Source organism: Brevibacillus sp. HD3.3A (assembly GCF_013284375.2).
Taxonomy (GTDB): Bacteria; Bacillota; Bacilli; order Brevibacillales; family Brevibacillaceae; genus Brevibacillus; species Brevibacillus parabrevis.
Genome location: NZ_CP085874.1, coordinates 5,520,323 through 5,547,143 on the forward strand (window position 1 = coordinate 5,520,323; position 26,821 = coordinate 5,547,143).

The 26,821-nt window shown below is 52.3% G+C and carries 21 protein-coding genes; 3 read left to right on the forward strand and 18 right to left on the reverse strand.

Features of this window, described 5'->3' with window-relative positions; translation table 11 throughout:
* Positions 1-23: 23 nt before the first annotated feature.
* The 4 genes from HP435_RS25840 to ftsE all read right to left on the reverse strand — a co-directional run bounded on the left by HP435_RS25840 (position 24) and on the right by ftsE (position 4,391).
* A complete protein-coding gene (locus HP435_RS25840) occupies positions 24-1,493 on the reverse strand; it encodes a S41 family peptidase (protein ID WP_122966103.1) in 1,470 nt (489 codons plus the stop codon).
* Between the two features lie 97 nt (positions 1,494-1,590).
* Positions 1,591-2,793, reverse strand: coding sequence for a murein hydrolase activator EnvC family protein (locus HP435_RS25845; RefSeq protein WP_122966102.1), 1,203 nt, complete (start codon positions 2,791-2,793; stop codon positions 1,591-1,593).
* A gap of 25 nt (positions 2,794-2,818) precedes the next feature.
* Entirely contained in the window at positions 2,819-3,715 is an 897-nt protein-coding gene (gene ftsX / locus HP435_RS25850) for a permease-like cell division protein FtsX (RefSeq protein ID WP_122966101.1), read from the reverse strand.
* Positions 3,705-4,391 carry a cell division ATP-binding protein FtsE gene (gene ftsE / locus HP435_RS25855; RefSeq protein WP_063229295.1) on the reverse strand — a complete coding sequence of 229 codons (687 nt, stop codon included), beginning with the start codon at positions 4,389-4,391 and terminating at the stop codon, positions 3,705-3,707. The genes ftsX and ftsE overlap by 11 nt, the downstream gene beginning before the upstream one ends.
* A 385-nt stretch (positions 4,392-4,776) precedes the next feature.
* Here ftsE and HP435_RS25860 point away from each other — a divergent pair, with 385 nt between their 5' ends.
* Positions 4,777-5,934, forward strand: a complete 1,158-nt coding sequence (locus tag HP435_RS25860) for an iron-containing alcohol dehydrogenase (protein ID WP_173599939.1) — start codon at positions 4,777-4,779, stop codon at positions 5,932-5,934.
* Between the two features lie 51 nt (positions 5,935-5,985).
* Here HP435_RS25860 and HP435_RS25865 read toward each other — a convergent pair whose 3' ends face one another.
* From HP435_RS25865 to HP435_RS25875, 3 genes are all read right to left on the reverse strand, one after another.
* Positions 5,986-7,104, reverse strand: a complete 1,119-nt coding sequence (locus tag HP435_RS25865) for a GerAB/ArcD/ProY family transporter (protein WP_173599938.1) — start codon at positions 7,102-7,104, stop codon at positions 5,986-5,988.
* Positions 7,105-7,271: 167 nt separating this feature from the next.
* Positions 7,272-8,717: an argininosuccinate lyase gene (gene argH, locus HP435_RS25870; RefSeq protein ID WP_122966098.1), complete on the reverse strand. Its 1,446-nt coding sequence runs from the start codon at positions 8,715-8,717 to the stop codon at positions 7,272-7,274.
* Positions 8,714-9,973, reverse strand: coding sequence for an argininosuccinate synthase (locus HP435_RS25875; protein ID WP_063229292.1), 1,260 nt, complete (start codon positions 9,971-9,973; stop codon positions 8,714-8,716). Before HP435_RS25875 ends, argH begins: the two co-directional genes overlap by 4 nt.
* Positions 9,974-10,437: 464 nt before the next feature.
* Between HP435_RS25875 and HP435_RS25880 the strand changes: the two genes are divergently transcribed.
* Positions 10,438-10,980 carry a histidine phosphatase family protein gene (locus HP435_RS25880; protein WP_173596433.1) on the forward strand — a complete coding sequence of 181 codons (543 nt, stop codon included), beginning with the start codon at positions 10,438-10,440 and terminating at the stop codon, positions 10,978-10,980.
* A 143-nt stretch (positions 10,981-11,123) separates the two neighbouring features.
* Here HP435_RS25880 and argF read toward each other — a convergent pair whose 3' ends face one another.
* From argF to HP435_RS25920, 8 genes are all read right to left on the reverse strand, one after another.
* Complete coding sequence (gene argF / locus HP435_RS25885) at positions 11,124-12,095, reverse strand: ornithine carbamoyltransferase (RefSeq protein ID WP_122966120.1); 972 nt, start codon at positions 12,093-12,095, stop codon at positions 11,124-11,126.
* On the reverse strand, positions 12,040-15,282 hold the full coding sequence (gene carB / locus HP435_RS25890; RefSeq protein ID WP_173596432.1) for a carbamoyl-phosphate synthase (glutamine-hydrolyzing) large subunit: 3,243 nt from the start codon (positions 15,280-15,282) through the stop codon (positions 12,040-12,042). Before carB ends, argF begins: the two co-directional genes overlap by 56 nt.
* The gene (locus HP435_RS25895; RefSeq protein ID WP_173596431.1) at positions 15,275-16,381 is read right to left on the reverse strand and encodes a carbamoyl phosphate synthase small subunit; all 1,107 of its coding nucleotides are present in this window, start codon (positions 16,379-16,381) and stop codon (positions 15,275-15,277) included. The genes carB and HP435_RS25895 overlap by 8 nt, the downstream gene beginning before the upstream one ends.
* Before the next feature lie 205 nt (positions 16,382-16,586).
* Complete coding sequence (locus HP435_RS25900) at positions 16,587-17,768, reverse strand: aspartate aminotransferase family protein (RefSeq protein WP_173596430.1); 1,182 nt, start codon at positions 17,766-17,768, stop codon at positions 16,587-16,589.
* A gap of 13 nt (positions 17,769-17,781) precedes the next feature.
* Positions 17,782-18,582 (reverse strand): acetylglutamate kinase, encoded by an 801-nt coding sequence (gene argB, locus HP435_RS25905; RefSeq protein WP_173596429.1) that lies wholly within the window; start codon positions 18,580-18,582, stop codon positions 17,782-17,784.
* Positions 18,583-18,595: 13 nt separating this feature from the next.
* Positions 18,596-19,636 carry an N-acetyl-gamma-glutamyl-phosphate reductase gene (gene argC / locus HP435_RS25910; RefSeq protein WP_173596428.1) on the reverse strand — a complete coding sequence of 347 codons (1,041 nt, stop codon included), beginning with the start codon at positions 19,634-19,636 and terminating at the stop codon, positions 18,596-18,598.
* A 210-nt stretch (positions 19,637-19,846) separates the two neighbouring features.
* A complete protein-coding gene (gene cccB, locus HP435_RS25915) occupies positions 19,847-20,212 on the reverse strand; it encodes a cytochrome c551 (RefSeq protein ID WP_063229284.1) in 366 nt (121 codons plus the stop codon).
* Between the two features lie 82 nt (positions 20,213-20,294).
* On the reverse strand, positions 20,295-20,564 hold the full coding sequence (locus HP435_RS25920; RefSeq protein WP_122966091.1) for a YciI family protein: 270 nt from the start codon (positions 20,562-20,564) through the stop codon (positions 20,295-20,297).
* Between the two features lie 143 nt (positions 20,565-20,707).
* Here HP435_RS25920 and HP435_RS25925 point away from each other — a divergent pair, with 143 nt between their 5' ends.
* Positions 20,708-22,126 (forward strand): PAS domain-containing sensor histidine kinase, encoded by a 1,419-nt coding sequence (locus HP435_RS25925; RefSeq protein WP_173596427.1) that lies wholly within the window; start codon positions 20,708-20,710, stop codon positions 22,124-22,126.
* A gap of 8 nt (positions 22,127-22,134) precedes the next feature.
* On the opposite strand, the gene prfB is transcribed toward HP435_RS25925, so the two are convergent.
* The 3 genes from prfB to secA form a co-directional block, all read right to left on the reverse strand.
* Positions 22,135-23,248 (reverse strand): peptide chain release factor 2 gene (gene prfB, locus HP435_RS25930; RefSeq protein WP_122966089.1). Its coding sequence is split into 2 segments (ribosomal slippage): positions 22,135-23,166 and positions 23,168-23,248, totalling 1,113 coding nucleotides; the frame shifts between segments, so codons are not numbered across the junction.
* A 124-nt stretch (positions 23,249-23,372) separates the two neighbouring features.
* A complete protein-coding gene (locus tag HP435_RS25935) occupies positions 23,373-23,822 on the reverse strand; it encodes a hypothetical protein (protein WP_063229281.1) in 450 nt (149 codons plus the stop codon).
* A gap of 320 nt (positions 23,823-24,142) precedes the next feature.
* Positions 24,143-26,662 (reverse strand): preprotein translocase subunit SecA, encoded by a 2,520-nt coding sequence (secA, locus tag HP435_RS25940; RefSeq protein ID WP_122966088.1) that lies wholly within the window; start codon positions 26,660-26,662, stop codon positions 24,143-24,145.
* Positions 26,663-26,821: the final 159 nt, after the last annotated feature.

Below are 26,821 nucleotides of genomic sequence, written 5' to 3' on the forward strand. Positions count from 1 at the left end.
CTTCCATATTCTTGTTATTTTCATTACTTGCCGCTGACAACGTCCAGAGCCTTTTGCAATTGCAGGTCATTCTCCGGTTTGCGCATGGTCTCGCGCAAGCTGTCTTCCAGTTGACTGCGCGTGGCAGCGTCCACTTTTCCGGTTACAGGAAGCTTCTTCGCGGTTTGGAACTGCTTGATTGCCTGCTCCGTCTTCTCATCGAAGTAGCCGTCATCACGACCTGGCGACAAATTCAGTCCGGTCAGGATCAGTTGCAGATTCTTCACGTCGTTGCCCGCCATGTCCTTGGCAAGCTCCTTGTCCGCTGGCAGTTGCGTCGCATTGAAATACTCAGGCTGCGCGACTTTGAAGTCCGGCTCGATCCCTTTTTTGTGAATCCATTCGCCGCTTGGCGTAACCCATTTGGCGATAGTCAGCTTCAACTGGCTCTTGTCTGTCATTTCCATCGTGCTTTGGACAGTTCCTTTGCCGAAGCTCTTTTCACCGACCAGCTTGTAGTGTCCGCTGTCGCGCATCGCGCCCGCCAAAATCTCCGAGGCGCTTGCGCTGCCCCCGTTGATCAGGACGGTGATTGGATACGGTTTGGCCGCATCTGTCATAGAACGATACTCTTCTTTTTGCTGTCCGCCAGTACCGTACTCAATGGCGACGATGACTCCTTTTTTCGGCACGAGCACTTCGCCGATTTCCTTGACTGCGAGCAAGTAACCGCCCGGATTGCCGCGCACGTCAATGACGAGTCCGCCAATCCCCTTTTTCTCCAGGGAAGCCAATTGATCTTTGAAGTGTTTCGCTGTCTCCGTCGAGAATTGGGTAATGGCGATCACGCCAACCTTCACGCCGTTTTTCTCAAGGATTTGGCTGTTCACTGTCTCGATCGGAATATCGTCACGGATGCACACGATGTTCAGCGGTTCCGCTACGCCTGCCCGAACGACTTTCAGTACGGCCTTCGTACCTTTTGGCCCGCGAATTTTCGTCACGGCCTGGTGCAAATCGAGACCTTCCAGCGATTCTCCGTTGACGCTCAAAATCTGGTCGTTTGGTCTGAGACCTGCCCGTTCAGCCGGAGAGCCTTTGAATGGCGAGACGACGGTAACCCGTCCATTTTGCATCGTTACCTCTGTCCCGATTCCCTGGAAGGTCGAATGCAGTGTAGAGGTAAACTCTTCTGCCGATTTCGGGTCCATGTAATCGCTGTACGGATCTTCCAAAGCCCCAACCATGCCGCCGATTGCGCCTTCTACCAACTGATCGTTGGTGACGGTTTGAATGTAATCTTTTTTAATCGCTGTAAAAGCTTCGTACAGCTTTTTGAACTCCTGCGGATATTCCGAGCTTCCCGAAAACACTGTGCTGGTAGAAGCCGTCAAGGCGCCACTCTGTGTTGCGTTCGCGCTGGCTGAAGTCTTCATCAGCGCTATGGTCAAAAAGCTGCTGGCTACCATCGAAATGAGCACAAGCGCTAATACAGTACGTCCTTTCCATCTCACTACTCACGTCACCATCCTTTGTGCTACCGGCAAAAAGATATGCTGCTAGTGTATGCATTCCCCGTTAGCAATATTTGTCTGGCTGCCCGCTGCATGACTATTTCAGGTACGGCATTGGGTTGACAGCAACGTCATTTTTGTAGACGGTAAAATGAACGTGATTTCCGGTAGATCGGCCTGTGGAGCCGACTTCTGCGATCTTCTGGCCTCTCGATACAGACTGTCCCGTAGACACTTTGATTCCGCCCTCGCGAATGTGTCCGTAGAGAGTGACCAGATCAGCGCTGTGCCTGATCATGACCGTATTGCCAAAACCATTGTAATACCCGGCATAAATTACGACACCGTCAGCCGCAGCCATGATCGTCGTTCCTTTATGAGCTGCCATGTCTACACCATTATGCCCAGCTGAACGTCCTGTAAACGGGTCGGTTCGCACCCCGAAGCCCGAGCTGAAGCGAAATTGTCCGTCTGCAACCGGCAAGGCCAGCTTGCCGCCCTTGTAGCCTGTGCTCGACGCGCTCATCGCCCGCACCCGCTCCGCGTACTTGGCGGATTCTTGCTTCGTGAACTCGATCAACTGCTGTCCATACTGCTCCAGGTCTTCTTCCAGAGCAGCTTCTTTCTTCTTCAGTTCAGCCTTGACCACGAGACTGTGCTTGTACTGCTTGTCCAGTTCGGCTTTGAGTGCTTCCGCCTCGTCAAGCATCCCTGCATAAACAGTCAGCTGGTGCTCGATCTCTTTCTTTTTTGTCTCGACTGTTTCTTTGTCGCGAATATTGTCTTCTAGAATACGCGTATCCTGCTCAAGAATCAACTGCAAACCCTCCATGCGGGTCAGGAAGTCGCCGAAATCGGACGATCCGAGAAGAACGTCCAGATAGGAGACATTTCCGCGCTCGTACATGGATTTTACCCGGGTTTTCAACAAGGTTTCCCGTTTTGCCACCCGATCTTTTGCTTCATCCAGTTCATCTTGCGCATTGGCAGCCTTTTCCTTCGTTTCATTCATTTGCTGCTCCAGCTTGTCCAACTTGCTTTGTGTTTCATTGCGGCGCAAGTCGATCGTCATGAGCTGTGTTTGCAAATCTTGCTGCTCCTTTTGCACGGCACCGATTTGCTGCTCAGCTTGCTTCATTTGCTGTTGCTGCTGCTTTTTCTTCTTTTGTATTTCCTTCAACTCTCGATTGATCTTGTCCAAAGATGCTTTGCTGGCTGCCCAGCTCACGTTAGTCGGGATCGCTGAACCGGCCAAAAGGCCAGTGATCAAGAGTGTTGCTAGGATCATCCTCTTTCTCATGATACTCCTCCCACGTTTTCCAATGTTAAACTCGCAGGAAGCGGCGAACTGACACCAGGCTTCCCCAGATTCCGATAAACGCGCCAATCGCCAGCAAAGCGAGGGCTACCTGATACACCAATGGGAACAATGGCAATAGATTGAACAGTTGGGAAGCTTCAAAGCTGGAATGAATGGCATCCAGCAGGTAGTAGTAGCCAACTGCCAGCAAAATGATCGGGATTAATGCCCCGGTTACACCCATGAGCAATCCTTCTACAAAGAACGGCCAGCGAATAAACCAGTTCGTGGCGCCAACAAGCTTCATGATCTCGATTTCTCTGCGCCTTGCTACAATGGTCAGCTTGATTGTGTTGGCGATCAGGAACATGGCGGTGAAGCCCAGACCGATAATGAAGGCGATCCCTACGTTTCTTACCGTGTCAGTGGCAGCAAACAGCTTTTCGACTGTTCCTTCCCCGTAGTTCAAGCTTCTGACCGATTTCATTTGCTTGATTTGATTGGCGACAGCAGGCGTGTCCTGCGGCAGCTTCGTCTTGACGACAAACGAGTCGGGAAGCGGGTTCCCTTTTTCCAAGCCGTCAAAAAGGTACGCCTTGTCCCCCATACTCTCCTTGAACTGCTTCAAGCCTTCGTCCTTGGAAATAAACTCGACAGACTCCACTGTCGGCATGTTGCGCACGCTTTGTTCAAATTTTTGCAAGTCTTCCTTGGAGGTAAGATCCGCCATGAAGACCCTGATTTCCACTTGTTTTTCGACTGATTTCGCAAAATAGTTGACGTTCATCGCCAAAATCAGGAAGACGCCAAGAATGAACAGAGTAAACGTAACGGCACTGACTGACGCGAACGACATCCAGCCGTTCCGGTTGAGGTTTTTGACCCCTTCACGGACGTGGCGTCCCAGCGTTCTAATCTTCATAACCGTAATCCCCTCTCTGCTCATCACGGGCAATTTGTCCTGCTTCGATGGCAATGACCCGTTTTCTCATGGTGTTCACAATCTCCCGGTTGTGCGTAGCCATGACGACTGTTGTGCCGCGCTGATTGATTTCCTCAAACAGCTTCATGATCTCCCACGACGTCTCGGGATCGAGGTTCCCTGTCGGCTCGTCGGCAATGATGATGCCAGGGCTGTTCACCAGCGCCCGTGCCAGTGCCACCCGCTGCTGTTCGCCACCGGACAGCTCGCTTGGCAACATTTTCGCCTTGTGCTTCAATTTGACCAGACCCAGCACATCCATGACACGCGGCTTGATCTGTTTTGGATTGCTTTCAATTACTTCCATCGCAAATGCGACATTTTCGAATACAGTGAGTGTCGGCAACAGTTTGAAATCCTGGAAGACAACCCCGATGCTGCGGCGAACGAGCGGAATTTGCCGCTCCTTGATCCGGCTTACGTTGAAGCCGCCCAGAAAAATTTGGCCTTTGGTCGGTTTCTCTTCGCGGTACATGAGCTTGATAAACGTGGACTTCCCTGCTCCACTCGGCCCAACCACATACACAAATTCGCCTTTTTCAATCCGAATGTTGATACCCTTTAGTGCATTCGTGCCGTTCGGGTACGTTTTCCAAACATCAAACATCTCGATCAAGCAAATCACATCCTACATAGTCAGATCCTTCTATATTCTCTTGATCCTGATTTTTATTTCTCTGCCGAAATGCTGCTGATTCAGGCAAAATCGACAAAACCCCTCTTCCCTCTGGCAACCTCTGTTGTTCGATGTTGAAAAACAGCGAGATTACCCATCTTATTTATTATACCACCCTGTTTCGCGGATGGTATCCACTAAATCTCTTATTTCTTGTCGAAAGCGTCGCGTTTTCTCTTCCATCCGACACGATTTGTTACCGAAAAGTTTACGAAACGCCACCAAGCCAAACTTTTTTGGCGAAGCCTCAGCACATCGCTGGCTGGCATGCATCCGGGCAGTTCGTTAAAATGTAGCTATGCAAGACGATGAAGGAGCTGACATGATGGAAAACTTCGTTTACTATAACCCGACTCAACTCATTTTCGGCCGAGGCCAACTGGCCCAGCTGGAAGATAAAGCGAAGCAGCTTGGCAGCACGGTTCTGCTCGTGTACGGCGGTGGCAGCATCAAGCGCTCCGGCCTGTATGACAAGGTTGTCTCGCTGCTTCAAGCTGCTGGCAATCGCGTGCTGGAGCTTCCAGGCGTAGAGCCAAACCCGCGTCTTGGCACTGTGCAAAAAGGGATCGACCTGTGCCGCGCTGAAGGCGTCGACTGGATTTTGGCAGTGGGCGGCGGCAGCGTGATTGACGCAGCAAAAGCAGTTGCGGTCGGCGTTCCTTACGAAGGCAACGTGTGGGATTTCTATACGCGCAAAGCAGTAGCCGAAAAAGCTTTGCCGCTCGGCACCGTCCTGACGCTCGCTGCGACCGGCTCGGAAATGAATCGCGGCAGCGTCGTAACCAACTGGGACACACAAGAAAAGCACGGGGCTGGAACTACTTTCCCGACCTTCTCCATTCTCGATCCGGAAAATACGTTCAGCGTCCCGCGCGATCAGACCATTTACGGAATCAGCGATATTTTGTCACACGTTTTTGAGCAATACTTCACGCACACGAGCGAAATTCCGCTCCAAACCCGTTTTGCCGAGGCGATCATGAAAACCGTCATCGAAAACGCCGAGCGCGTTCTGGACAATCCGCAAGATTACGACGCGCGCGCCAACATCCTGTACAGTGGGACGATGGCTTTGAACGGAACGTTGCCTGTCGGCGTGACGACTGACTGGGCTACGCACTCCATCGAGCACGCCGTAAGTGCCGTGTACGATATTCCTCACGGCGGCGGCCTGGCGATCATTTTCCCGAAGTGGATGCGGTATGTGTATAAGGAGAACGTGGCGCGATTCGTCCGTTTTGCCGTGGAAGTATGGAATGTCGATCCCATCGGAAAAACGGATGAGGAAGTGGCGCTCGAAGGAATCGCGGCGGTTGAAGCGTTCTTTGCCCGAATCGGAGCCCCTACCCGTCTCGCTGACTATCAAATTACGGACGAGCATCTGGAACTTATGGCCCAGAAAGCCACTCCTTTTGGCCCGATTGGTCAGTTCAAAACATTAACCAGTGCAGACGTCCACGAAATTTTGCGCATGTCTCTGTAAAAATCATAGCTGTATCAAAGAAAACGCCGCGCTCTCGCAAGAGTCGCGGCGTTATTGTTTCGTTTCATGGACTTGCGGCCCGTCCAATTTGCTTCTCCACTTGTACACGATCAGCATCAGCACCGGAAGCCCGATCGAGTAAGTAAAGTCATAGTACGGCCAGTATTGCGAGATAATGCTTCCATACACAACCATGTTTGGCGTAAAAATATTCGCCATGACCAACAGCATGACCATATACGGCAACGTAAGCACAGACATCTCTTGAATGCGGAAAACATGGCGAAGCCCCAATTGAAAAAACACACTGTAAATCGTGATCTTGGCGTTTACAGCGATGAACCAGACCACGGCCAGAATGACTTCCAGCCGCTGAATGAACGTCCCGATCTTTATTTGCTTCGCCAGGACGTACGACGGGTACATATGCCGCGCTGTCTGGTCAGCGCCCAGTACGAGGATACACATAAAAATAACGATCGCAAGCACCATCCCGCCCAAAAAAGCCCCCTTCAAAAAATGCCGCATCCGCTTTTGGATGGGTGAGACGTACGGCAGAATCGCCAAAAATATAACCAACTCTGAAAAAGGAAACGTAACGGAAGGGATGGCACCTGCCACAATCGGCTTCCAGCCATTTTCCATCACGGGCTGCAGCCGGGAAAGATCAGCTTGCGGAATCAGGGAAAGGATCAGCAGCACGAACAGGAAAAAGAAGGTGTAAAAATAAATTTGCGCAGAGTAGGCCACCGTTTGCAGCCCGAGCCGCACTCCGAACATGATGAGAATAACGAGCAACAGCTGAATCGCGATGCTCGGCGTGTCATTCAAAAGATACGTCCCGACAAAATCTCCTGTTTCCAAGACGTGAGCTGAGGCTGAAAAAAACGTGTACCAGACGAAGGAGAGCGTAATCATGGTGCCCAGGACACGCCCGAATAATCGATCGATAAACGAAAAAAAGCTTACATTCGGATAGCGCTTGCCCACTGCGATCAGCAGCAGCACATTGCCCAGTCCGATGACAAGCCCGATCATGACTGCAATCCAGGCGTCCTGTTTCGCGAGATCGGCTGAGATAGCCGGCAGGACAAGTACAGAATCTCCAATCGTTACGAGGGTAACCAGCATCATAAATTGTCGGGGACTGATTTTGTAATTGTCCAGCATGATGATTTTGCCCGCTTTCGACCTTATGACCTTTTCACAATTATTTCCCCATACGCCCCCCGCTAAACGCCAAGCCCCGCCTCCGCTCCCCTCAAATTCATTTTTGCATGAAAAAAACGGACAGGCTCGCTGCCTATCCGTCCTCATGCTTTAGTCAAACTGCTCGATTATGCGGGTGATCCGACATCGATCAACGATTCAATCATCACTTTTTGACTGTTTTTATCTACCCAGACGTGTGTCTCTTTCAGCTTGTTCTGGAACCAGGCAATCTGTGCTTCTACCTGATTGCGCGCTGTACCGCCCAGCACGTTGCGGGCATTTACGACCGTCTCTACTGCCAGCGCATCGTACACGTCTGCCCCGATCACGCCCGAGAAGCTTTGGAACTCCTCCAGAGTCAAGTCGAGCAAATATTTTTGCTGCTCGATGCAGTACAGAACGGTTCTGCCCACGACTTCATGCGCCTGGCGGAACGGCATGTTTTTGCGCACCAAGTAATCCGCCAAATCAGTCGCATTGGAGAAATCGTTGGTGACAGCCTGACGCATGCGTTCTGTTCTCACCTGCATGGTCTGGATCATCGGCGTGAGCAGAGCAAGAGCGCCATGAATCGTCGCCACGGTATCGAACATGCCTTCCTTGTCTTCCTGCATGTCTTTGTTGTACGCCAGCGGCAAGCCTTTGAGCACAGTCAACAAACCAAACAGATTGCCGTACACACGGCCCGTTTTTCCGCGCACAAGCTCGGCGACATCCGGATTTTTCTTCTGCGGCATGATGCTGGAACCTGTGCAAAAGGCATCATCCAGCTCGACAAACGAGAACTCCTGGCTGCTCCAGATGACGAGCTCTTCACACAGACGGGACAAATGCGTCATCAAAAGCGAAGCGTCAGCCAAAAACTCGACGATGAAATCGCGATCGCTAACCGCGTCCATGCTATTTTGATAAATGCCGTCAAATTGCAGCATCTCAGCCACAAACGTACGGTCGATCGGGAACGTCGTGCCTGCCAGGGCACCGGCGCCAAGCGGCAGCACATTCACGCGATTCCACGTCTCGGTCATCCGCTCGATGTCACGCTGAAGCATCGAAACATACGCCATCAGGTGGTAGCCGAACAGGACAGGCTGCGCACGTTGCAAATGCGTATAGCCCGGCATGACGGTATCAAGGTGCTGACTGGCTTGCGCAAGCATCGCTTCCTGCAGGTACATCGCCAACTGGATGATCTCCATCAGCTTCTCTCTGAGGTACAGGTGCATATCCAGGGCAACCTGATCGTTGCGGCTGCGTCCGGTGTGAAGCTTGCCCCCCACCGGACCGATTTCCTCAATCAGCATTTTCTCGATATTCATATGAACATCTTCGTGCGCGACCAAAAACTCGGCCTGCCCACGCTCGATTTTGTCTTTTACTTTTTTCAAGCCCGCGATGATTTGACGTACTTCCTCCATCGGCAGGATGCCGCACTTGCCCAGCATGGCAACATGAGCCAGGCTGCCGACGATGTCCTGACGCCACATCTTCTGGTCAAAAGAGATAGAAGCTGTATACTCTTCTACGAGCTGATTCGTCGGCTTCGTGAAGCGTCCTCCCCACAGTTTCATTGCGTGATCGCATCCTTTTCATCCAAAATCTTGATCGCCGTATTTTTGTTCTCATGCAATACGCCTTCGTTCACTTGCGCGTATACTTTTGTCGGCAATCCCCACAGCTTGATGAAACCAAGCGCTGCTTTGTGATCGAACTGATCGCCTGCATTGTAAGTAGCCAGCTCGTGGCTGTAGAGTGTCGAAGCAGATTTGCGGCCCACTACAATCGCATGTCCTTTGTGCAGCTTCACGCGAACGACACCTGTTACGTGCTTTTGCGTTTCTTCGATGAACGCCTGAACGGCATTGCGGATTGGCGAATACCACAGACCTTCATAGATCACTTGCGCCATTTTTTGCTCCACAATCGGCTTGAATTGCGCTACTTCACGAGGCTGCGTCAAAAATTCCAGCTCGCGGTGCGCGAGAATCAGGGTAGTCGCAGCAGGTGTTTCGTACACCTCGCGAGATTTGATGCCCACCAGGCGGTTTTCTACGTGGTCGATGCGGCCTACGCCGTGGTTTCCGGCAATTTTGTTCAGCTTCAGGATCAGTTCGGACAATGGCAGCTCCTCGCCGTTCAGCGCAGTTGGCTTGCCTTGGACAAACGTGATCTCGATTTCTTCCGCTTCTTCTGGAGCGTCTGCGATTGATTTCGTCAGATCGTACGCACCTTCTGGCGGCGCTGCCCACGGATCTTCCAGGACGCCGCACTCGCAGCTTCTGCCCCACAGGTTTTGGTCAATGCTGTATGGATTGTCCAGATCAATCGGGATCGGGATATTGTTCTTTTTCGCATATTCAATCTCTTCGTCGCGAGTCCAGCCCCATTCGCGAACAGGCGCCACGATTTTGATATCCGGATTCAAGGCAGTGAAGGATACGTCGAAACGCACCTGGTCGTTTCCTTTTCCTGTGCAACCGTGCGCTACCGCTACAGCGCCTTCTTTTTCTGCGATCTCAACCAGCACGCGAGAAATAAGGTAACGCGACAAAGCCGACACGAGCGGGTATTTGCCTTCGTACATCGCATTTGCTTTCAGGGCAGGCAGGACAAATTCTTCTGCGAATGCTTCCTTCGCATCAACAACGATGGATTTGAGCGCTCCTACTTGAAGTGCTTTTTTCTGAACGAAATCGAGGTCTTTGCCTTCCCCTACATCCAAAGCAACCGCGATGACGTCAAAATTGTACGTGTCTTGCAACCATTTAATTGCTACCGATGTATCTAAACCGCCAGAGTAGGCCAAAACAATTTTATCTTTTGCCATTATTCTCTCTCCCCGTTTCAAGTGATCTCTTATGTGAGTAATTATACAAATGAACTAATAAAAATACAACCACTTTTCGCATTTATTCGCGAGATTTTCACAGACAAAATTAGTCAGCCGTTTTTTACCCGAAAAAGCGGCAAGCTACCCGCTTTTTCTACATGTGCCATTCGCCAGTTCCCACCGCATAGGCGTTTTTCGCCATTTTATCGCGGTCTGAGCCGATCCAGACTTGCCGCTTGTGCCTTTTGTATAGGCGAAAAATTCTGTTTATTCAAAACCGACTCTGTGTTGCCTCCCGCTCGCTTCTCGCCCGCTTTTTGGCGTGCATAAAACTGTATTTATGCATAGAAAAGTGTATTCATGCGAAATGAAGCTGCGGCGCCGATAGGAATGACTCCCATTCAGGGAGAATCCATATAGTTATACGCTTTGGGACTTTCAAAGCCGGATGGGAGGAACAGATGAAGCAAATTTTTCTGGTGCGCCACTGCCAGGCTACAGGCCAAGAACCAGAAGCGGCGCTCACTGAACGTGGAGCGGCCCAAGCCGAGCAGTTGGCATCTTTTTTTGCCGCTTACCCGATCGACCGCATTATCTCCAGTCCGTATCGGCGGGCGCTGGCTACGATCGAGCCATTTGCTCGCAAGCAAGGCATCCTGATAGAAACGGACGAGCGCCTGGAAGAACTCGTGCTTTCCAGCGTGCCTCGCCCTGACTGGTATGAGCGGTTGCGCGATACGTTCGCTGACCTTTCTCTCAAGCTGGAGGGTGGCGAGTCCAGCCAGGAGGCAATGGATCGGGCCTGCGCAGTCATCCACGAACTGTTGCAAAGCGAAAGCGACCAGACTTTTGTGCTTGTCACACACGGCTGTCTGCTCGCCCTCGTCCTGAAAGCTTTCGACGAGCGGATTGGCTTTTCCGACTGGGAGCAGCTTCGCAATCCAGACGTATTTCACCTCACACAAAGCCGGGAAAAATGGCAGCTAACCAGGATCGAGCTGTAGCTGAGCGTGCGTCCAAACAAAAAACAGTTACAAGGGCCAGGTTCAAAACACTGTGCCTCTTGTAACTGTTTTTTTAGTTTGCCGCTTCTTCGGCAAGCGCAAATCATAAATTCACGGCCTGTTCGGCTTCATTACGCGTATCTCTACACGAGCGCTGCCAAAACGGCTTTTTGCGCGTGCAAGCGGTTTTCAGCCTGATCGAAAATAACCGAGCTTGCGCCGTCAATGACTCCCGCGCTCACTTCTTCGCCACGGTGCGCTGGCAAGCAGTGCAGGAACAAGTAATGGCGATCCGCGTGTGCTACCAGTTGCTCGTTCACCTGGTACTCGGCGAATGCCTTCAGGCGCACTTCGTTTTCTTCTTCAAAGCCCATGCTGGTCCATACGTCTGTGTAAACAGCGTCTGCCCCCGCGACTGCCTCTACCGGGTCATGCGTCACGATCATTTTTCCGCCGCTCTTTTTCGCGTATTCGACCGCTTTTGCTACGATGGCAGCATCCATCTCATAGCCAACCGGCGTTGCCACGCGCACTTCGAGTCCGAGCAAAACGGCTGCCAGAACGAGCGAGTTGGCTACGTTGTTCCCGTCGCCCACATAGGCGAGCTTGACGCCTTTGAGCTTGCCTTTGTGCTCCCAGATCGTCAGCATGTCAGCCAGTGCCTGGCATGGATGGTACAAATCCGTCAAACCGTTGATGATCGGAATAGAGGCGTGTTCCGCCAACTCTTCCACGTAAGAGTGCGAGAACGTGCGAATCATGATCGCATCGACGTAGCGCGACAATACTTTTGCCGTATCGCTGATTGGCTCTCCGCGTCCCAGTTGCAATTCCTTGCCGCTCATGAACATTCCGAGCCCGCCAAGCTGGTGCATCCCCACTTCAAAGGAAACGCGCGTACGAGTCGAAGCCTTGTCAAAAATCATGCCCAACGTCTTGCCTTGCAAAGGCGTAAACGGCTGTCCCAGCTTTTGCAGCTGCTTGATGTGCGCCGCAAGATGGAGCAGCTCCATCAATTCTTCACCGCTGAACTCATCGACACGCAAAAAGTCTTTTCCTTTATGCTTTTGCAGGGGCAAGTTTTGAAAGTGTTCCAATATCTTCACTGGCTGCATGAGAGCCACCTCTTTTCATCATAATGGACTTCACATATAACGAGAATGTATCTGTTGCACAGAACAGCGGAACTCCTTGCTGCACCATGCGGCTGCGCAAGGCAAACCCTCTTCTGCCCTGTTGGTTTCCTTTTGTAGCGGTAATCAGCGCAAAGGCTGCCTGCTCTTTTTGCAGCAATTGATTCCAGGCCGCTTCGTCTTCCACGACATGTTTGACCGAAACGCCCGACGCTGCCAGCCATTCGGCCGTACCAGCCGTTGCCGCTAGAGCCGCTCCTTCTGCTTGCAGCTGTCCGATCAGCTTGCCGACTTCTTCCTTTTTGTCCGCGTCAGTTAGCGAGACCATGACCAGCTTGCCTGTTTGCCAGTCGCCGTACAGATTGTCCTTGAAGGCAAACGCTTTTCCAGCCGCTTCCTCAAACGTCCGTCCCAGTCCCAACACCTCTCCGGTAGACTTCATCTCAGGACCGAGAACCGGGTCCACGCCATTCAGTTTGATCGTGGAAAAGACAGGTGCTTTGACGACGGCAAATGGAATGTCCGGCAGCAAGCCTGTTCCGTATCCCATATCCGCCAGCTTTTCACCCAATTGAGCCTTTACAGCCAACTGGACCATCGGGATGCCTGTCACCTTGCTCGTGATTGGCACGGTACGCGATGCACGCGGGTTTACCTCCAGCACATACACGGTATCCGTGTCGATGACGAACTGGATGTTGATCAGACCGACCGCTCCCATTTCACGGGCGATCGCTTCTGTATAGCTGGCGATTTTGCTCTTGATTTCAGCAGATAGGGCTGGAGCCGGGAAAAGCGCCACACTGTCACCAGAGTGAATCCCCGCTTTCTCCACGTGTTGAAAAATTCCCGGGATCACGACAGACTGCCCATCGCAAACCGCATCAACTTCGGCTTCCCGACCTGGTACGTATTTATCGACCAAAAGCGGGAAAAACGCGCTGCTTTGCGGATGATTCAGCCATTCACTGATCGTCGCTTCCAGCTCTGCGATGTCGTGTACAACCACCATTCCTTGTCCGCCGATGACGTACGAAGGCCGCATCAAAACAGGGAAGCCAATCTCTTCTGCGATCGCGGTCGCATCTTCCAGAGACGACACCCCTTTGCCCGGGATGTGCGGAATGTCGAGCTTGCGCAGCATGGCGTAGAACAGCTCGCGATCCTCTGCCCGTTCAATGGCAGCCAGTGACGTGCCCATTACCTTCAGCCCGGCCTGTTCCAGCTTTGCCGCCAGGTTGATCGCTGTTTGCCCGCCAAACTGAACCATGACTCCTTCCACCTGTTCACGTTCGGCAACGTGCAGCACATCTTCCACATGCAGCGGCTCAAAGTAAAGGTGGTCAGCCGTTTCATAATCCGTACTCACAGTTTCCGGGTTGTTGTTTACGACGACAGCGGAAATTCCGCTTGCTTGCAAAGCTTTCGCGGCGTGGACAGAGCAGTAGTCGAACTCGATGCCTTGCCCGATGCGGATCGGGCCGGAGCCGAGCACCAGAACTTTTCGTCCGGTCAATGTCTCGACTTCATCTACTCCTTGCCAATCCGAATAGTAGTACGGTGTCTGTGCGTCGAACTCTGCCGCGCACGTATCCACAATTTTATAAGTAGGCGTAATGTTCGCTGTCTCGCGCTGTTGTTTGATTTGCAAAGGCGTTGCTCCGGTCAGCGAAGCGATTGTTTCATCCGCAAAACCGAGACGTTTGGCAGCCAACAGCAGCTCTGTGGAGAGCGTGCTGCTGTCGTGAGCCGACAGCTCGACTTCCATGTCGACGATTTTGCGCAAGCTCCGCAGGAAAAACGGATCTACCCCTGTCAGGCCGTGCAACTGTTCTTCTGTGAACCCTTTGCGGATCGCTTCGGCGAAAACGAACAAACGGATATCAGTCGCATCCTGCAAAGCTTGAGCCAGCTCTTCATTCGTCCAGGAAGCAAGCTCCGGGCGAGACAGGTGTGTGCAGCCTTGCTCCAGCGAGCGAACGGCCTTCAACAAGCCAGCCTCCAGATTGCGGGCGATGGACATGACTTCGCCCGTTGCCTTCATCTGCGTACCCAGCTTGCGGTCAGCGTGCGGGAACTTGTCAAACGGAAAGCGCGGGATTTTTACCACGATGTAGTCCAAAGCAGGCTCAAAGCTGGCATACGTGTAACCCGTAATCGGGTTGATCACTTCGTCCAGCCCATAGCCCAATGCCAGCTTGGCAGCGATCCGCGCAATCGGATAGCCTGTCGCCTTGGAAGCCAACGCACTCGAACGGCTCACCCGCGGGTTGACTTCGATCAGCACGTAGCGGTCAGAATCGGGATCGAGGGCAAACTGGATATTGCAGCCGCCTACTACGCCCAGCGAGCGGATCACTTTTGTCGAAGCGCTGCGCAACATTTGATACTGGCGGTCTGTCAAAGTTTGCGATGGCGCCACGACGATGCTGTCTCCCGTGTGGATGCCCACCGGGTCCAAATTTTCCATATTGCAGACGATGATGCAGGTGTCGTTGGCATCCCGCATGACCTCGTATTCAATCTCTTTCCAGCCTTTTACGCTCCGCTCGATCAGCACTTGCCCGATCGGGCTGGCTGCGATGCCGCCCGCCGCAACTTTGCGCAGAGCAGCTTCGTCCTCGGCGATGCCGCCCCCTGCTCCACCCAATGTATAGGCAGGACGGACGATGACGGGATAGCCGATGGAGTTGGCAAATCGAATGGCCGCTTCTACGGATTCCACTGTGTCGCTCTCGGGAACCGGCTCTCCGATTTGTTGCATCAACTGCTTGAACAGTTCACGGTCTTCCCCGTTTTGAATGGCGGCAAGCGGCGTTCCCAGCAGCTGTACCTGATACTTTTCCAGGACTCCCGCTTCCGCCAGGGAAACGGCGAGATTCAGTCCGGTCTGTCCGCCCAGTGTAGGCAAAAGGCCGTCCGGGCGCTCCTTGGCGATAATCTCGGTCACCGATTCCACGGTGAGCGGCTCCAGATACACTTTGTCTGCTACTTGCTCATCTGTCATGATCGTCGCCGGGTTGTTGTTCACCAGCACGACCTGCACGCCCGCTTCTTTCAACGAAAGGCAGGCTTGTGCTCCGGCGTAATCAAATTCGGCCGCCTGACCGATAACGATCGGGCCAGAACCGATAACCAAAACTTTGTGAATGTGTGGCAATTTAGGCATATCTCTTCGCTCCTACTACACGCATCGATTGCAAGAATTGGTGGAATATATGGGAAGTATCGCTCGGTCCGGGATGCGCCTCCGGATGGTACTGCACGCTGAACACGGGCAGACTCACATGGCGCAGCCCTTCTACCGAGCCGTCATTTACATTTCGGTACGACACGGCCAACTGGCGTTTGTCCAAAGCTTCTTCCTTGACGACGTATCCGTGGTTTTGCGAGGTCATGTATACCTTGCCCGTCATCATGTCCTTCACCGGATGGTTGCTTCCGCGGTGGCCGTAAGCAAGCTTCTCTGTTTTGCCGCCGTACATCAGCGCCAGCACTTGATGGCCCAGACAGATGCCCAGTGTCGGGTACTGCTCAACCGCTTTTCGCCATTCGCTGCAATACGCGAGCAGATGCTCCGGATCTCCAGGGCCGTTGGAAAACAGCAGTCCGTCTGGCGCAAGCGCGTTGATTTGGGCAAATGTCGTATCAAACGGCACCACCGTGACACGGCATCCCAGTTCCAGCAGCGAATCGAGAATCGATTTTTTCATTCCGAGATCGACCAGCACGACATGCTCGCCTGTACCCGTGTAACGCTCGATTTGATTCGTGGAAACGTTCGCTACCAATGATTTTTTCGCATGCTTGTAGCGCAGTGACGCCACTTCAGCCGCTTGCATAGGCTGATCGGAAATCACACCGAAGACCGGACCATTTTGCCGCACGCGCTTCGTAATGGTTCGGGTATCGATTCCGGCCAGGATCGGAAAGCCGAAGTCTTCCGCCGCCTGGGCCAGTGTCTTGGTCGACTCGTAATGGCTAGGCTCTGTGCACAGCTCGCTGACGATCATTCCCGTCAATGCCGGCTTGGCTGCTTCATAATCTTTTTCATTGATCCCGTAGTTCCCGATCAATGGATATGTGAAGGTGACGATCTGTCCCGCAAAGGAAGGGTCAGTCATGACTTCCTGATAGCCCGTCATCCCTGTATGAAAAACCACTTCTCCGAATCCGTTAATGGGAGCACCGTAAAGCTGTCCTGCGAATACCTCGCCGCTCTCCAACGTGAGGTATCCCGTTCCCAGTGATTGATTCTCTCTGTTCATCCGTGAAGCCACTCCTCTCCAATAGGCACGTCTAGACGCCAACTGGCGCATATGATCAGGTGAATAATTCATTCACTTGTATACCGTTCATACCGAGAATTTATGCAACTCTTTGTATTAATATACATTCAACATTATAAAAATGCAACGAGTTTTTTGACTTCCGCAACTCGTTGCATTTTGGCAGAACATGCAATCTTTGCTGTTAGGCTTGCTCCAAAGCCTCTCCGAATACAGCCATTGCCTGCTTTACTTCCTCGTCCGTCGTAACGAAGGAAGGGAGCAGACGCAAAACTTGCGGCCCTGCCGTCAGGAAGATGACTCCTTTTTCCCGTGCATACGTCACGATATCGCCCGCCGGGATGGTCAGCTCTACGCCCAAAAGCAGCCCTTTTCCACGCACGGTGACGATCTTGTCTGGATGCTCGGCCTTCAATTTTTCCAGCTCTTGCGTCAACACTTGATGGATATGCGCTACCTGATCGAGGATTTGTTCTTCTTCCATCGTCGCAAGCGTAGCGATTCCTGCTGTCGCTGCCAACGGGTTTCCGCCGAATGTCGTTCCGTGCGTCCCTGGCGAAAATGCTTCTGCCACTTCTTTTGTAGCAACGACTGCGCCGATCGGGAAGCCGCTGCCCAAGCCTTTTGCCAAAGAAACCGCATCCGGCTTGACTCCATATTGTTGAAAAGCGAACCATGTGCCGGTTCGGCCAATGCCCGTCTGAATTTCGTCGACCAAGAGCAACAATCCGTGCTCATCGCACAAGTCACGCAGTGATTTCACCCAGGCTTCCTCTGCCGGGTGCACGCCGCCTTCGCCCTGAACCAGTTCCAGCATGATCGCGCACGTCTTGTCGTTAATCGCGGATTGAACCGCCGCGAGATCGTTGTACGGTACTGTGACGAAGCCCGCAGGCAAAGGCAGGAAACCATCCTTGACCTTGTCCTGGCCTGTCGCTGTCAAAGTCGCCAAGGTACGTCCGTGAAAAGACTGCGCAAACGTAATGACCTCGTAGCGATCCTCGCCTTTCACTTTTTGCGCATAGCGGCGAGCAAGCTTGATCAAGCCCTCATTCGCCTCGGCCCCGCTGTTGCAAAAAAACGCCTGATCCAGCCCTGACAGGCGGCTCAGCTTTTCCGCCAAAATTTGTTGCTGCGGAATGTGCACCAGATTGGAGCAGTGCCACAGCGTATCCAGTTGTTCGTGCAGCTTGGCTGTCACTTTTGGCGGGACGTGCCCCAACGAAGTGACCGCGATGCCTGAGGTAAAATCGAGATAGGCTTTCCCCTGATCATCCCACACTTGATTTCCTTTGCCTTTTACCAGGCTGATTGGCCATCTTGCATAGTTATTCATAACATGCAATGGCGCTGTCACTGTACTCATGTCTTTGCCCTCCTTAATTGGCGTGATTTACATTCATTCTGACCGTTGTACCGACTGTCTCCCCTGTGCAGACGCCGAGCAAGTCTTCCGCTGTTCCCCTGCAAATGACGACCTGATTGACGCCTTGACCGAGTGCATCCAGTGCTGCCTGAACCTTCGGAATCATTCCGCCGGTAATGATTTGGGCCTGGATCATCGCTTGAATCTCTTCTGTGCTTGTTTGCGCGACAACTTCTTTGGTGCCGTCTGCTTGCGGCCGCATGATCCCTGGCACATCTGTTACCATGATCAGCTTTTCCGCAGAAAGTGCTGCCGCGATTGCGCCCGCTGCTACATCCGCGTTGACGTTGTACGTATCCACCCCGCTATCGCTCACGGACAGCGGAGCAATGACCGGAACGTAGCCTTTTTCCAGAATCGCAGCCGGAATGGCCGTATCGGCTTTCGTAATCTCTCCTACCCACCCCAGCGGTTTGGACGTTTTTTGCGCCACGAGTGTCTGTCCGTCGATTCCGCTCACGCCCCATGCCTTGGCGCCCGCTTGGGTCAAGCGCCGCACGAGTAGCTTGTTGATGCTTCCGCACAAAATCATTTCCACGACGCGCAATGTATCTTCGCAAGTCACACGCAACCCGTCGACAAACTGCGGCGTGATTTGCACGCGGTCCAGCATGCTGTTAATCGCAGGCCCCCCGCCATGCACGATAACGATCTGCTTGCCTTCCTGTTGCAGCTTCGCAATCGCCTGAAAAAAAGAGTCCGGCAACTGATCCATCGTGCTGCCGCCGCATTTGATAACGACTATCCCCTGCATCGCTTTTCCTCCTCTACGGGAATACCGGAACGAGCGGCAAACCCGTTTTTTCTGGCATTCCGAACATGACGTTCATATTTTGCACCGCTTGGCCTGCTGCCCCCTTCATCATGTTGTCGATCACGGACAGCAAAACGACCCGACCCGTACGCTGATCTACATGAATGGCGATGTCGCAGTAATTGGAGCCATACACTTCCTTCGTATGCGGATAGCTTCCCGCTGGACGTACACGGACAAACGGTTTGTCAGCATAAGTCGCTTCGTACAGCTCCTGTATTTGTGCCTGGCTTACCTCCTGGCTCAGTTGACCGTAAGCCGTGACCAAAATCCCGCGCGTCATCGGCACGAGGTGAGGAGTAAACTGCACGATCGTCTCCACGCCGCTCTGCTTGTGCAGCTCCTGCTCAATCTCTGGCGTATGCTGATGGCTGCCTACTTTGTAAGCATGGATGCTTTCGTTGATTTCGCTGTAGTGAACGCCGAGCGAAACACCTCGGCCCGCCCCGGAAACACCTGACTTGGCGTCAACGATCCAACTGTTCGGCTTGACCCACCCGCTTTTCATCAAAGGAATCAAAGCGAGGAGTGCCGCTGTCGGATAGCATCCCGGATTGGCAATGAGGCTGGCACCTGCGACCTGCTCCTGATTCCATTCCGTCAGTCCGTATGCCGCCTGCTCGACAAAGCTGGCTGGCGCTGGCTCTTTTTTATACCAGGCTTTGTATACATCGCCCTTCTCCAACCGAAAATCGCCGGACAGATCGATCACCTTCACGCCGCTCTCGACCAGTTGTGGAGACAATCCGGCGCTGATCCCCGCAGGCGTGGCCAGAAAAATCAAATCATTCGCTTTGCTCATGCTGTCCGCATCAATAGGCAAAAGCTTTGGCAACCCCAGCCCGCTTACATGCGGAAACGTTTTTTCCAGTCCCTCTCCATCCGCCGAGCTTGAATATACATTTGCTATTTCAACTTGAGGGTGGCCAGCCAGCAGACGAATCAATTCCGCTCCGCCGTAACCAGTTGCCCCAACGATTCCGACCCGAACCATGAACCTCTCCCTTTCTTTATATCCGTTTTTGTATTTTTATACATGAATGATAATAAAAATTCAGATGAAATACAACTGGCAAATCTGTATGCGCTAATTTTTCTGCTGGTGCTCAGCCTTAATTGGTTCTTCGCCAGCATGAATTTTTATAAGTCCCTAGCAATAAAAAAACGCCCGGATATTCTCCGAGCGCTTCGTTCTTGCCGTTATTTACTTTTTGTCAGCAAGCCAAGCTGCGATGTTTTCCGCGTCTGTCCCTTTTACCAGTCCAGGCGGCATCGCGCCCTTGCCTTTGTTCAACACTTCCAAGATTTGATCTTTTGTCAGTTCCGAGCCAATCTTTTGCAGGTTGGGACCAACTGCGCCCTCCAGCGATTGGCCGTGGCACCCGGCACAGGTGTTTTTAAACAGCGTTTCTGCCGTTGCAGCATCGTAGCTGCCGGATGGAGCCGTGGTGGAAGGCGATTCAGTAGCCGGCTTCTCAGCAGGGGGTTGCGTCTGCTGATTGCCGCCGCCACAGGCGCCTAGCGAGAATGTGAGTACAGCCGCAAGCAGGGTGAACGGGATGCGTTTCAAGGCTGTTCCCTCCTTATTTAAGTAGAAATTCTTCGCTAAGTATGCCTCGACGACGACTTCTTCATTCCTCTCCCTGCCGAATTTAGGTCAAAGGCAGTTCAAGCGGGCTCCACTCGCGCAGCTCCAAAGTCCGCGCCCCTTCTACTACGACCGGATCGGCTTCGGCCAGTTTGCGCGCTTCTTCCAAGGACTCTGCCTTGTAGATGACCAGACCGCCCTGCTTGTCCGTGAATGGTCCTGCCATAAACACCTTGTCCTGACGGTACAGATCGTTAATATACTCCAAATGCGCTGGCCTGATTTTGGCATTCAATTCCTGATCAACAATCGGCAAAAAAGCGACATACAACATGCGTGAACCCTCTCCTTATCAGTTCGTGCGTTTGTTTGCAGTATACCATATTTGACAATCAGGACTTTAGCCCGGGTAGGATTTTTTCACTCTACAGCGAACGTTTTGAAATGGAGCAAGAAGCGACAGAAAGGCGGTCAGGTATGGGTACGCAGTTGCAGTTGTACAATTCGCTCTTCCATAACAATCCCGATGCTGTTTACATTATCGACATGCATGGCAACCTTACTGGCGTCAACGCCGCAGGAGAAGAACTGTTGGGCTACTCCGCTCCTGAACTGCTGCGGATGAAAATGTGGGAGCTGATTGCCCCTGTTCCTCAGCCGGACAAGGAAAGACTGGTTAGCCTGCTTAAAGAAGGCGTTCGCAAAAATATACCGTACCGTCTCCGACATCGGGACGGACGTTATTTGGAGATCAGCATCTCCAGCTTCCCAATCTTTCATAACGGAGAAATCGTTTGCCGCTATTCGATTGCCAAGGATGTTACACGCCAAAAGCAGACAGAAGAAGCGTTACTTTTCATGCAAGAAAATTTTCGGCTGATTTCGGAAAACATCATGGATCTGATTTTGATTGTCGACTTGAACGGGCACATTACATATGCATCGCCATCGATTCAATCCGTTCTTGGTCTGTCTGCCTCACACATTTTGCTCCGGCACTTTTCCGTTTTGATACAGCCTGAGCAGCGTCAAGCCGCCAGCCTTGATTTTCAAAAGATGATCGTGGACAAGATACCACTGGAAGCCGAGTATTCGTATCGTCATCCCGATGGCCGGATGCTTATTTTTGAGTTCAAAGGAACGCCGGACATCGGAGCAGACGGCCACGTGAAAAATACCGTGATCGTTGCCCGCGATATTACAGAGCGGCGGCATTCGGAGGAGCTGCTGCGTTACTCGGACAAGCTCTCCGCCCTCGGCGAGCTTGCCGCAGGCATCGCGCACGAAATCCGCAATCCGCTCACTTCATTGAAAGGATTCCTGCAATTGATGGAAAGCGAACCGGCAACAAACCATCAATATGTGCAAATCATGCTTTCCGAAATCGAGCGCATCTCTTCCATCACGAGCGAGCTTTTGCTGATGGCCAAGCCACAGACTCAGCGGTACGCGCCAAACGGTCTGCTGCCGCTGCTTCACTCTGTCATCAAGCTGCTTGCGCCACAAGCGCTGTTAAAAAACGTGAATATCGTGACACATTTTCCGTCAGCTACTTCGCTGATTCCTTGTGAGGAGTATCAAATCAAACAAGTGTTTATCAACATCATAAAAAACGGCATGGAAGCCATGCCGTCAGGAGGAATCCTCTCCATTGCAGTCGTCGAGGACGATCAGAACGTCCTGGTTCGGGTAACCGATCAAGGCCACGGCATACCCGAGGAGCTGCTTCCGCGATTGGGAGAGCTATTTTACACTACAAAAGAAACCGGAACGGGTCTGGGGCTTCTCGTAAGCTCCAAAATCATTCGCGATCATGGTGGTACGCTTGAAATCACGAGCAAACTCGGCAAAGGAACCACCGTCATGATTACTTTGCCGAAAGTCGTGCAGTCATAAGCGACTCTCTATCGATTGATCTGCGCGCGCAGATACGCGTCGATAAAAGCGTCGATCTCGCCGTCCATGACAGCCTGAACGTTTCCTACCTCCATGTTCGTCCGGTGGTCTTTTACCAAGCTGTACGGATGGAAAACGTAGGAACGAATCTGGCTTCCCCAGGCGATATCCTTCTGCTCGCCCTGAATCGCAGCCAGCGTCTTTTCCTGCTCCTCCCTCTTTTTTTCAAACAGGCGAGCCGTCAGCATTTTCATCGCCCGCTCCCTGTTTTTGATTTGTGAGCGCTCGGTTTGGCACGTAACCACAATGCCTGACGGCAAGTGGGTAATCCGGACAGCGGAGTCAGTCGTGTTGATGTGCTGACCACCCGCACCACTGGAACGATAGGTGTCGATCTTGAGGTCTTCCGTGCGGATGTCGACTGCATTGTCGTCCTCGATTTCCGGGAGAACGTTGCAGGAAACAAATGATGTATGGCGACGCCCGGAGGCATCAAATGGGGAAATGCGCACGAGACGGTGCACGCCTTTTTCCGATTTCAAATATCCATAAGCGTTGTACCCTTTGATCAGGAGGGTAACGCTTTTGACACCTGCTTCATCCCCTGGCAGATAGTCGAGTGTCTCGACCTTAAAGCCTTTGGCATCCCCCCAACGTGTATACATTCGCAAGAGCATGGATGCCCAATCTTGCGACTCCGTTCCCCCGGCACCAGGATGCAGCTCCAGGATCGCGTTGTTTTTGTCGTATTGATCGCTTAAAAGCAGCTCCAGCTCAAAGCTTTCAAACGACTTTCTCAGCTCCTGGGTACTGTCGTACAAATCCTGGATGAGGGAAGTTTCGCCTTCTTCGATGACGAGTTCCAGCATCAACTGGAGGTCTTCGTATTGGGAATCCAGCTTGCCCATCGTCTCGACAAGACTTTTGATAGCGTTCAGCTCGCTGATTGTTTTTTGCGCAGCCTCGTTGTCGTCCCAGAAGTCTGGAGCAAGCATGCGCTCTTCCAATTCGCCGATCCGCTCTTCCTTTACAGGGAGGTCAAAGAGACCCCCTGATATCCGCTAAACGCTTAGCCATACTGGACATCTCTTGTTTGATGTCCGCAATATCGATCAATGCCATTTTTGCGAGTCACCTTCTCTTTACGTAAGCTAAGTTTATTGTAACGTAATTCGCTAGATCCGCAAACCTGGCAACCTGCCGTGCGTAAAAAGTGTGATTCGCCTTTTGTCTGGCGTGTGCTCTGCTATGTGGCCATCGGCGGTGATGGCGAGGATCTCAAGTCTCGGATTTCATGTGGTTGTTTATTATCCGCCTGCGGCGCCACCACCAATGAGAGATGATCCTTGCGCACCTGTACCGCTCGTTTGCGTATCATTTGTTTGCTTCGTTCTACTCTGCGCTTTCTCTGCCCCGCAGCCACCGGACTTCGCTGGCGTTGATCCAGCATGCCTTTTGGCGGAATGAGCACTCCTTGCGTCCAGTTCGGCTCCGGGATCTCTGCTGTCAGCCGTTCTTCATAGAAGACAGGGTCTTCTGCGGTAAAGACGGCCGGCTCCTCCCCGCGCTCTTCCTTCGCGATCCATTTGACTTTTTTATGTTCTCCCGCTGTTTTCAATACCGCTTTGAGTGTAACCCCGATTCTCTCCATCATGTTTTTCGTCTGTATGCCCATCACGTTGACTGTCGCTTTCATGTCCCATTCCCCCGTCCCCGTGTATTTGGTAAAAGTGTTGTACTTATGATTCTATTGATTTTTCCGAACATTTCCACCTGAATCGTTCGATGACTTTTACCAGTGTTAGACAAATAGACCGACCATAACAGGCGGCGAGGAAAAGATCAGGACGAATAGTGTCTATGCGTCAGGAAACAATTTGCAAATTCGGCTTGTTCGAGCTTTTTGGCGACTACATGCTCTCATTGTGTCGAGATGCCACTTCTTTTGAGCAAAGAAATGAAAAAAGCACCCCTCTCGCAGCAAAATGCGGCTGCAAAGAGGAGTGCTCGATTGACCTACTGTTTTTTGTTTTGACGGCGGCGTTCCTGTTCCTGGGCACGGCGCTGTGCGCGGTTTTTCGGGTCCGCATCGTTGGACTCTTCCGCTTCCGGATTTTCCGAAGGGCCGGAAGTTTGCAGCTGGCTTGGATCAATGCCTTGGCCGCGGATAACGTCCTGGCGCTCCAGGTTTTGGCTCACTTCAGCCTTCATGATGTACATTGCCACCTCTTCCTGTACGGAAGCAAGCATGGCTTGATACATCTCGTAGCCTTCAAACTGGTATTCGCGCAACGGATCGTTTTGCGCATAGGCGCGCAGGTGAATCCCTTGGCGCAGCTGATCCATCGCATCGATATGATCCATCCACTTGCTGTCGACAGCGCGCAGAATGACCACTTTTTCGAACTCGCGCATCATCTCGCCGATTTGAGCTTCGCGCTCTTTGTACTGTTTGTTGACTTCGGCTTTCAAAAGCTCGAGAATTTCTTCTGCTTCTTTGCCTTTCAGCATGGAAACGGTAATGTTCTCTTCGTGCAGGAAGCCGTTGTTCGCCGCATCTGCCAATGCTTGCAGATCCCAATCCTCTGGAACCTCTTCTTTTGGACAATGCTGTTCGACGGCACGCTCCAGCACGCTGTAGATCATATTCAACGCGACATCGCTCAAGTTAGCTTGCTCCAGGATGTCTTTGCGCTGCTTGTAAACAACGAGACGCTGCTGGTTCATCACGTCGTCGTACTGGAGTACGCCTTTACGTGCATCGAAGTTGGAGCCTTCGACACGTTTCTGGGCGGATTCAACCGCGCGAGTCACCAGACGGCTCTCGATCGGCATGTCTTCTTCCATGCCCAAGCGATCCATCATGTTCATGATGTTGTCCGCGCCAAAGCGACGCATCAGCTCATCCTGCATCGACAAGAAGAACTGGGAAGAACCTGGGTCCCCTTGACGTCCGGCACGTCCGCGCAGCTGGTTGTCGATCCGGCGGCTCTCGTGACGCTCTGTACCGATGATGTGCAGACCGCCCAAGTCCGCTACGCCTTCACCCAACTGGATGTCGGTACCGCGACCGGCCATGTTGGTAGCAATCGTCACTGCCCCGTACTGACCGGCACGAGCGACGATTTCCGCCTCGCGCTCATGGTGCTTCGCATTCAATACGCTGTGCGGAACGCCTTTTTGCTTCAACATATGCGACAGGCGCTCAGAGTTCTCAATGGAAATCGTACCAACGAGAATCGGCTGGCCTTTTTTATGACGCTCGACGATATCGTTTACAACCGCACGATACTTGGCTGCTTCTGTCTTGAACACCAGGTCAGGCATGTCTTGACGAATGACTGGCTTGTTCGTCGGAATGACCACGACATCGAGGCCGTAAATCTTTTTGAACTCTTCTTCCTCGGTTTTGGCCGTACCCGTCATACCTGCCAGCTTCTCGTACATACGGAAGTAGTTTTGCAGCGTAATCGTCGCGAGTGTCATGCTCTCGCTTTGCACGCGCAGCCCTTCCTTGGCTTCGATCGCCTGGTGCAAGCCATCGCTGTAGCGGCGGCCGACCATCAGACGTCCTGTGAACTCGTCGACGATTACAACCTCGCCTTCCTGCACCACATAGTCCACGTCAAGCTTGAACAGCACTTGTGCTTTCAGCGCCGCGGTAATATGGTGGTTCAACGTGATGTGCGCCGTGTCGTACAGGTTGTCGATATTGAAAGCTTGCTCAACCTTGCCTACCCCTTCGTCCGTGAGGTTGACGATTTTCAGCTTTTCATCAATGGTAAAGTCTTTTTCCGGCTCCAGCCGCTTCACAAAATGCGAGCAGATGTAGTACAGCTCAGTCGATTTGTTGGCCGATCCGGAAATAATCAACGGAGTACGCGCCTCGTCGATCAGGATGCTGTCCACCTCGTCAATGATGGCAAAAAAGAGCGGACGTTGCACCATCTGTTCTTTGTACAGAACCATGTTGTCCCGCAAATAGTCAAAACCGAACTCGTTGTTCGTACCGTACGTAATATCACAAGCGTAAGCTTCCCGCTTTTCTTCCGGGCTCAGTCCGTTTTTGTTCAGACCGACTGTCAGCCCCAGGAAGTTGTAGAGCTGACCCATGATCCGCGAGTCGCGCTCTGCCAAGTATTCGTTCACAGTTACGACGTGAACGCCTTTGCCGAGCAAAGCATTGAGGTACGTTGCCAGGGTGGCAACCAATGTTTTCCCCTCACCGGTTTTCATCTCGGAGATACGGCCTTCTTGCAGCACCATACCACCAATCAGCTGAACATCGAAGTGACGCATGCCCAAAACCCGCTTGGACGCTTCGCGGACAACAGCAAATGCTTCATTCAAAATTTTGTCGAGCGGCTCTCCCTGAGCAAGTCTCGCTTTAAATTCCGCTGTTTTTTCCCGCAGCTGGTCATCGGAAAGCGCAGATACAGTTGATTCCAGCGCATTGATTGCTTCCACGCGCTTGAACATTTTTTTTACTTCACGTTCGTTGCTGTCGCCAAATATCTTTTTAACGAGTCCTAACATGAGGACACCCCTTCCATATGCTTCCGAACAAACATATCGTATGATTTGGCCTAAGCCTGAAATAAAATAAGATCGATTCTACGAAAATAAGACTTTCTAAAAAGCTATTTTAACAAATAGAAGCTCATATACACAAGTAAAGGGAGTTGCCAAAAGCAA

Coding starts and splice junctions, on each gene's coding strand:
- argC (WP_173596428.1), bottom strand. CDS start 19,636: ATGGTTCGGGTCGGAATCGTTGGGGCAACTGGTTACGGCGGAGCGGAA.
- argF (WP_122966120.1), bottom strand. CDS start 12,095: ATGCAGCCAGTGAAGATATTGGAACACTTTCAAAACTTGCCCCTGCAA.
- HP435_RS25895 (WP_173596431.1), bottom strand. CDS start 16,381: ATGAACAGAGAGAATCAATCACTGGGAACGGGATACCTCACGTTGGAG.
- HP435_RS25845 (WP_122966102.1), bottom strand. CDS start 2,793: ATGAGAAAGAGGATGATCCTAGCAACACTCTTGATCACTGGCCTTTTG.
- secA (WP_122966088.1), bottom strand. CDS start 26,662: ATGTTAGGACTCGTTAAAAAGATATTTGGCGACAGCAACGAACGTGAA.
- carB (WP_173596432.1), bottom strand. CDS start 15,282: ATGCCTAAATTGCCACACATTCACAAAGTTTTGGTTATCGGTTCTGGC.
- HP435_RS25935 (WP_063229281.1), bottom strand. CDS start 23,822: ATGAAAGCGACAGTCAACGTGATGGGCATACAGACGAAAAACATGATG.
- argB (WP_173596429.1), bottom strand. CDS start 18,582: ATGCAGGGGATAGTCGTTATCAAATGCGGCGGCAGCACGATGGATCAG.
- HP435_RS25920 (WP_122966091.1), bottom strand. CDS start 20,564: ATGTTGTATGTCGCTTTTTTGCCGATTGTTGATCAGGAATTGAATGCC.
- HP435_RS25860 (WP_173599939.1), top strand. CDS start 4,777: ATGGAAAACTTCGTTTACTATAACCCGACTCAACTCATTTTCGGCCGA.
- argH (WP_122966098.1), bottom strand. CDS start 8,717: ATGAAACTGTGGGGAGGACGCTTCACGAAGCCGACGAATCAGCTCGTA.
- ftsX (WP_122966101.1), bottom strand. CDS start 3,715: ATGAAGATTAGAACGCTGGGACGCCACGTCCGTGAAGGGGTCAAAAAC.
- HP435_RS25865 (WP_173599938.1), bottom strand. CDS start 7,104: ATGCTGGACAATTACAAAATCAGTCCCCGACAATTTATGATGCTGGTT.
- HP435_RS25875 (WP_063229292.1), bottom strand. CDS start 9,973: ATGGCAAAAGATAAAATTGTTTTGGCCTACTCTGGCGGTTTAGATACA.
- HP435_RS25900 (WP_173596430.1), bottom strand. CDS start 17,768: ATGAGTACAGTGACAGCGCCATTGCATGTTATGAATAACTATGCAAGA.
- HP435_RS25925 (WP_173596427.1), top strand. CDS start 20,708: ATGGGTACGCAGTTGCAGTTGTACAATTCGCTCTTCCATAACAATCCC.
- HP435_RS25880 (WP_173596433.1), top strand. CDS start 10,438: ATGAAGCAAATTTTTCTGGTGCGCCACTGCCAGGCTACAGGCCAAGAA.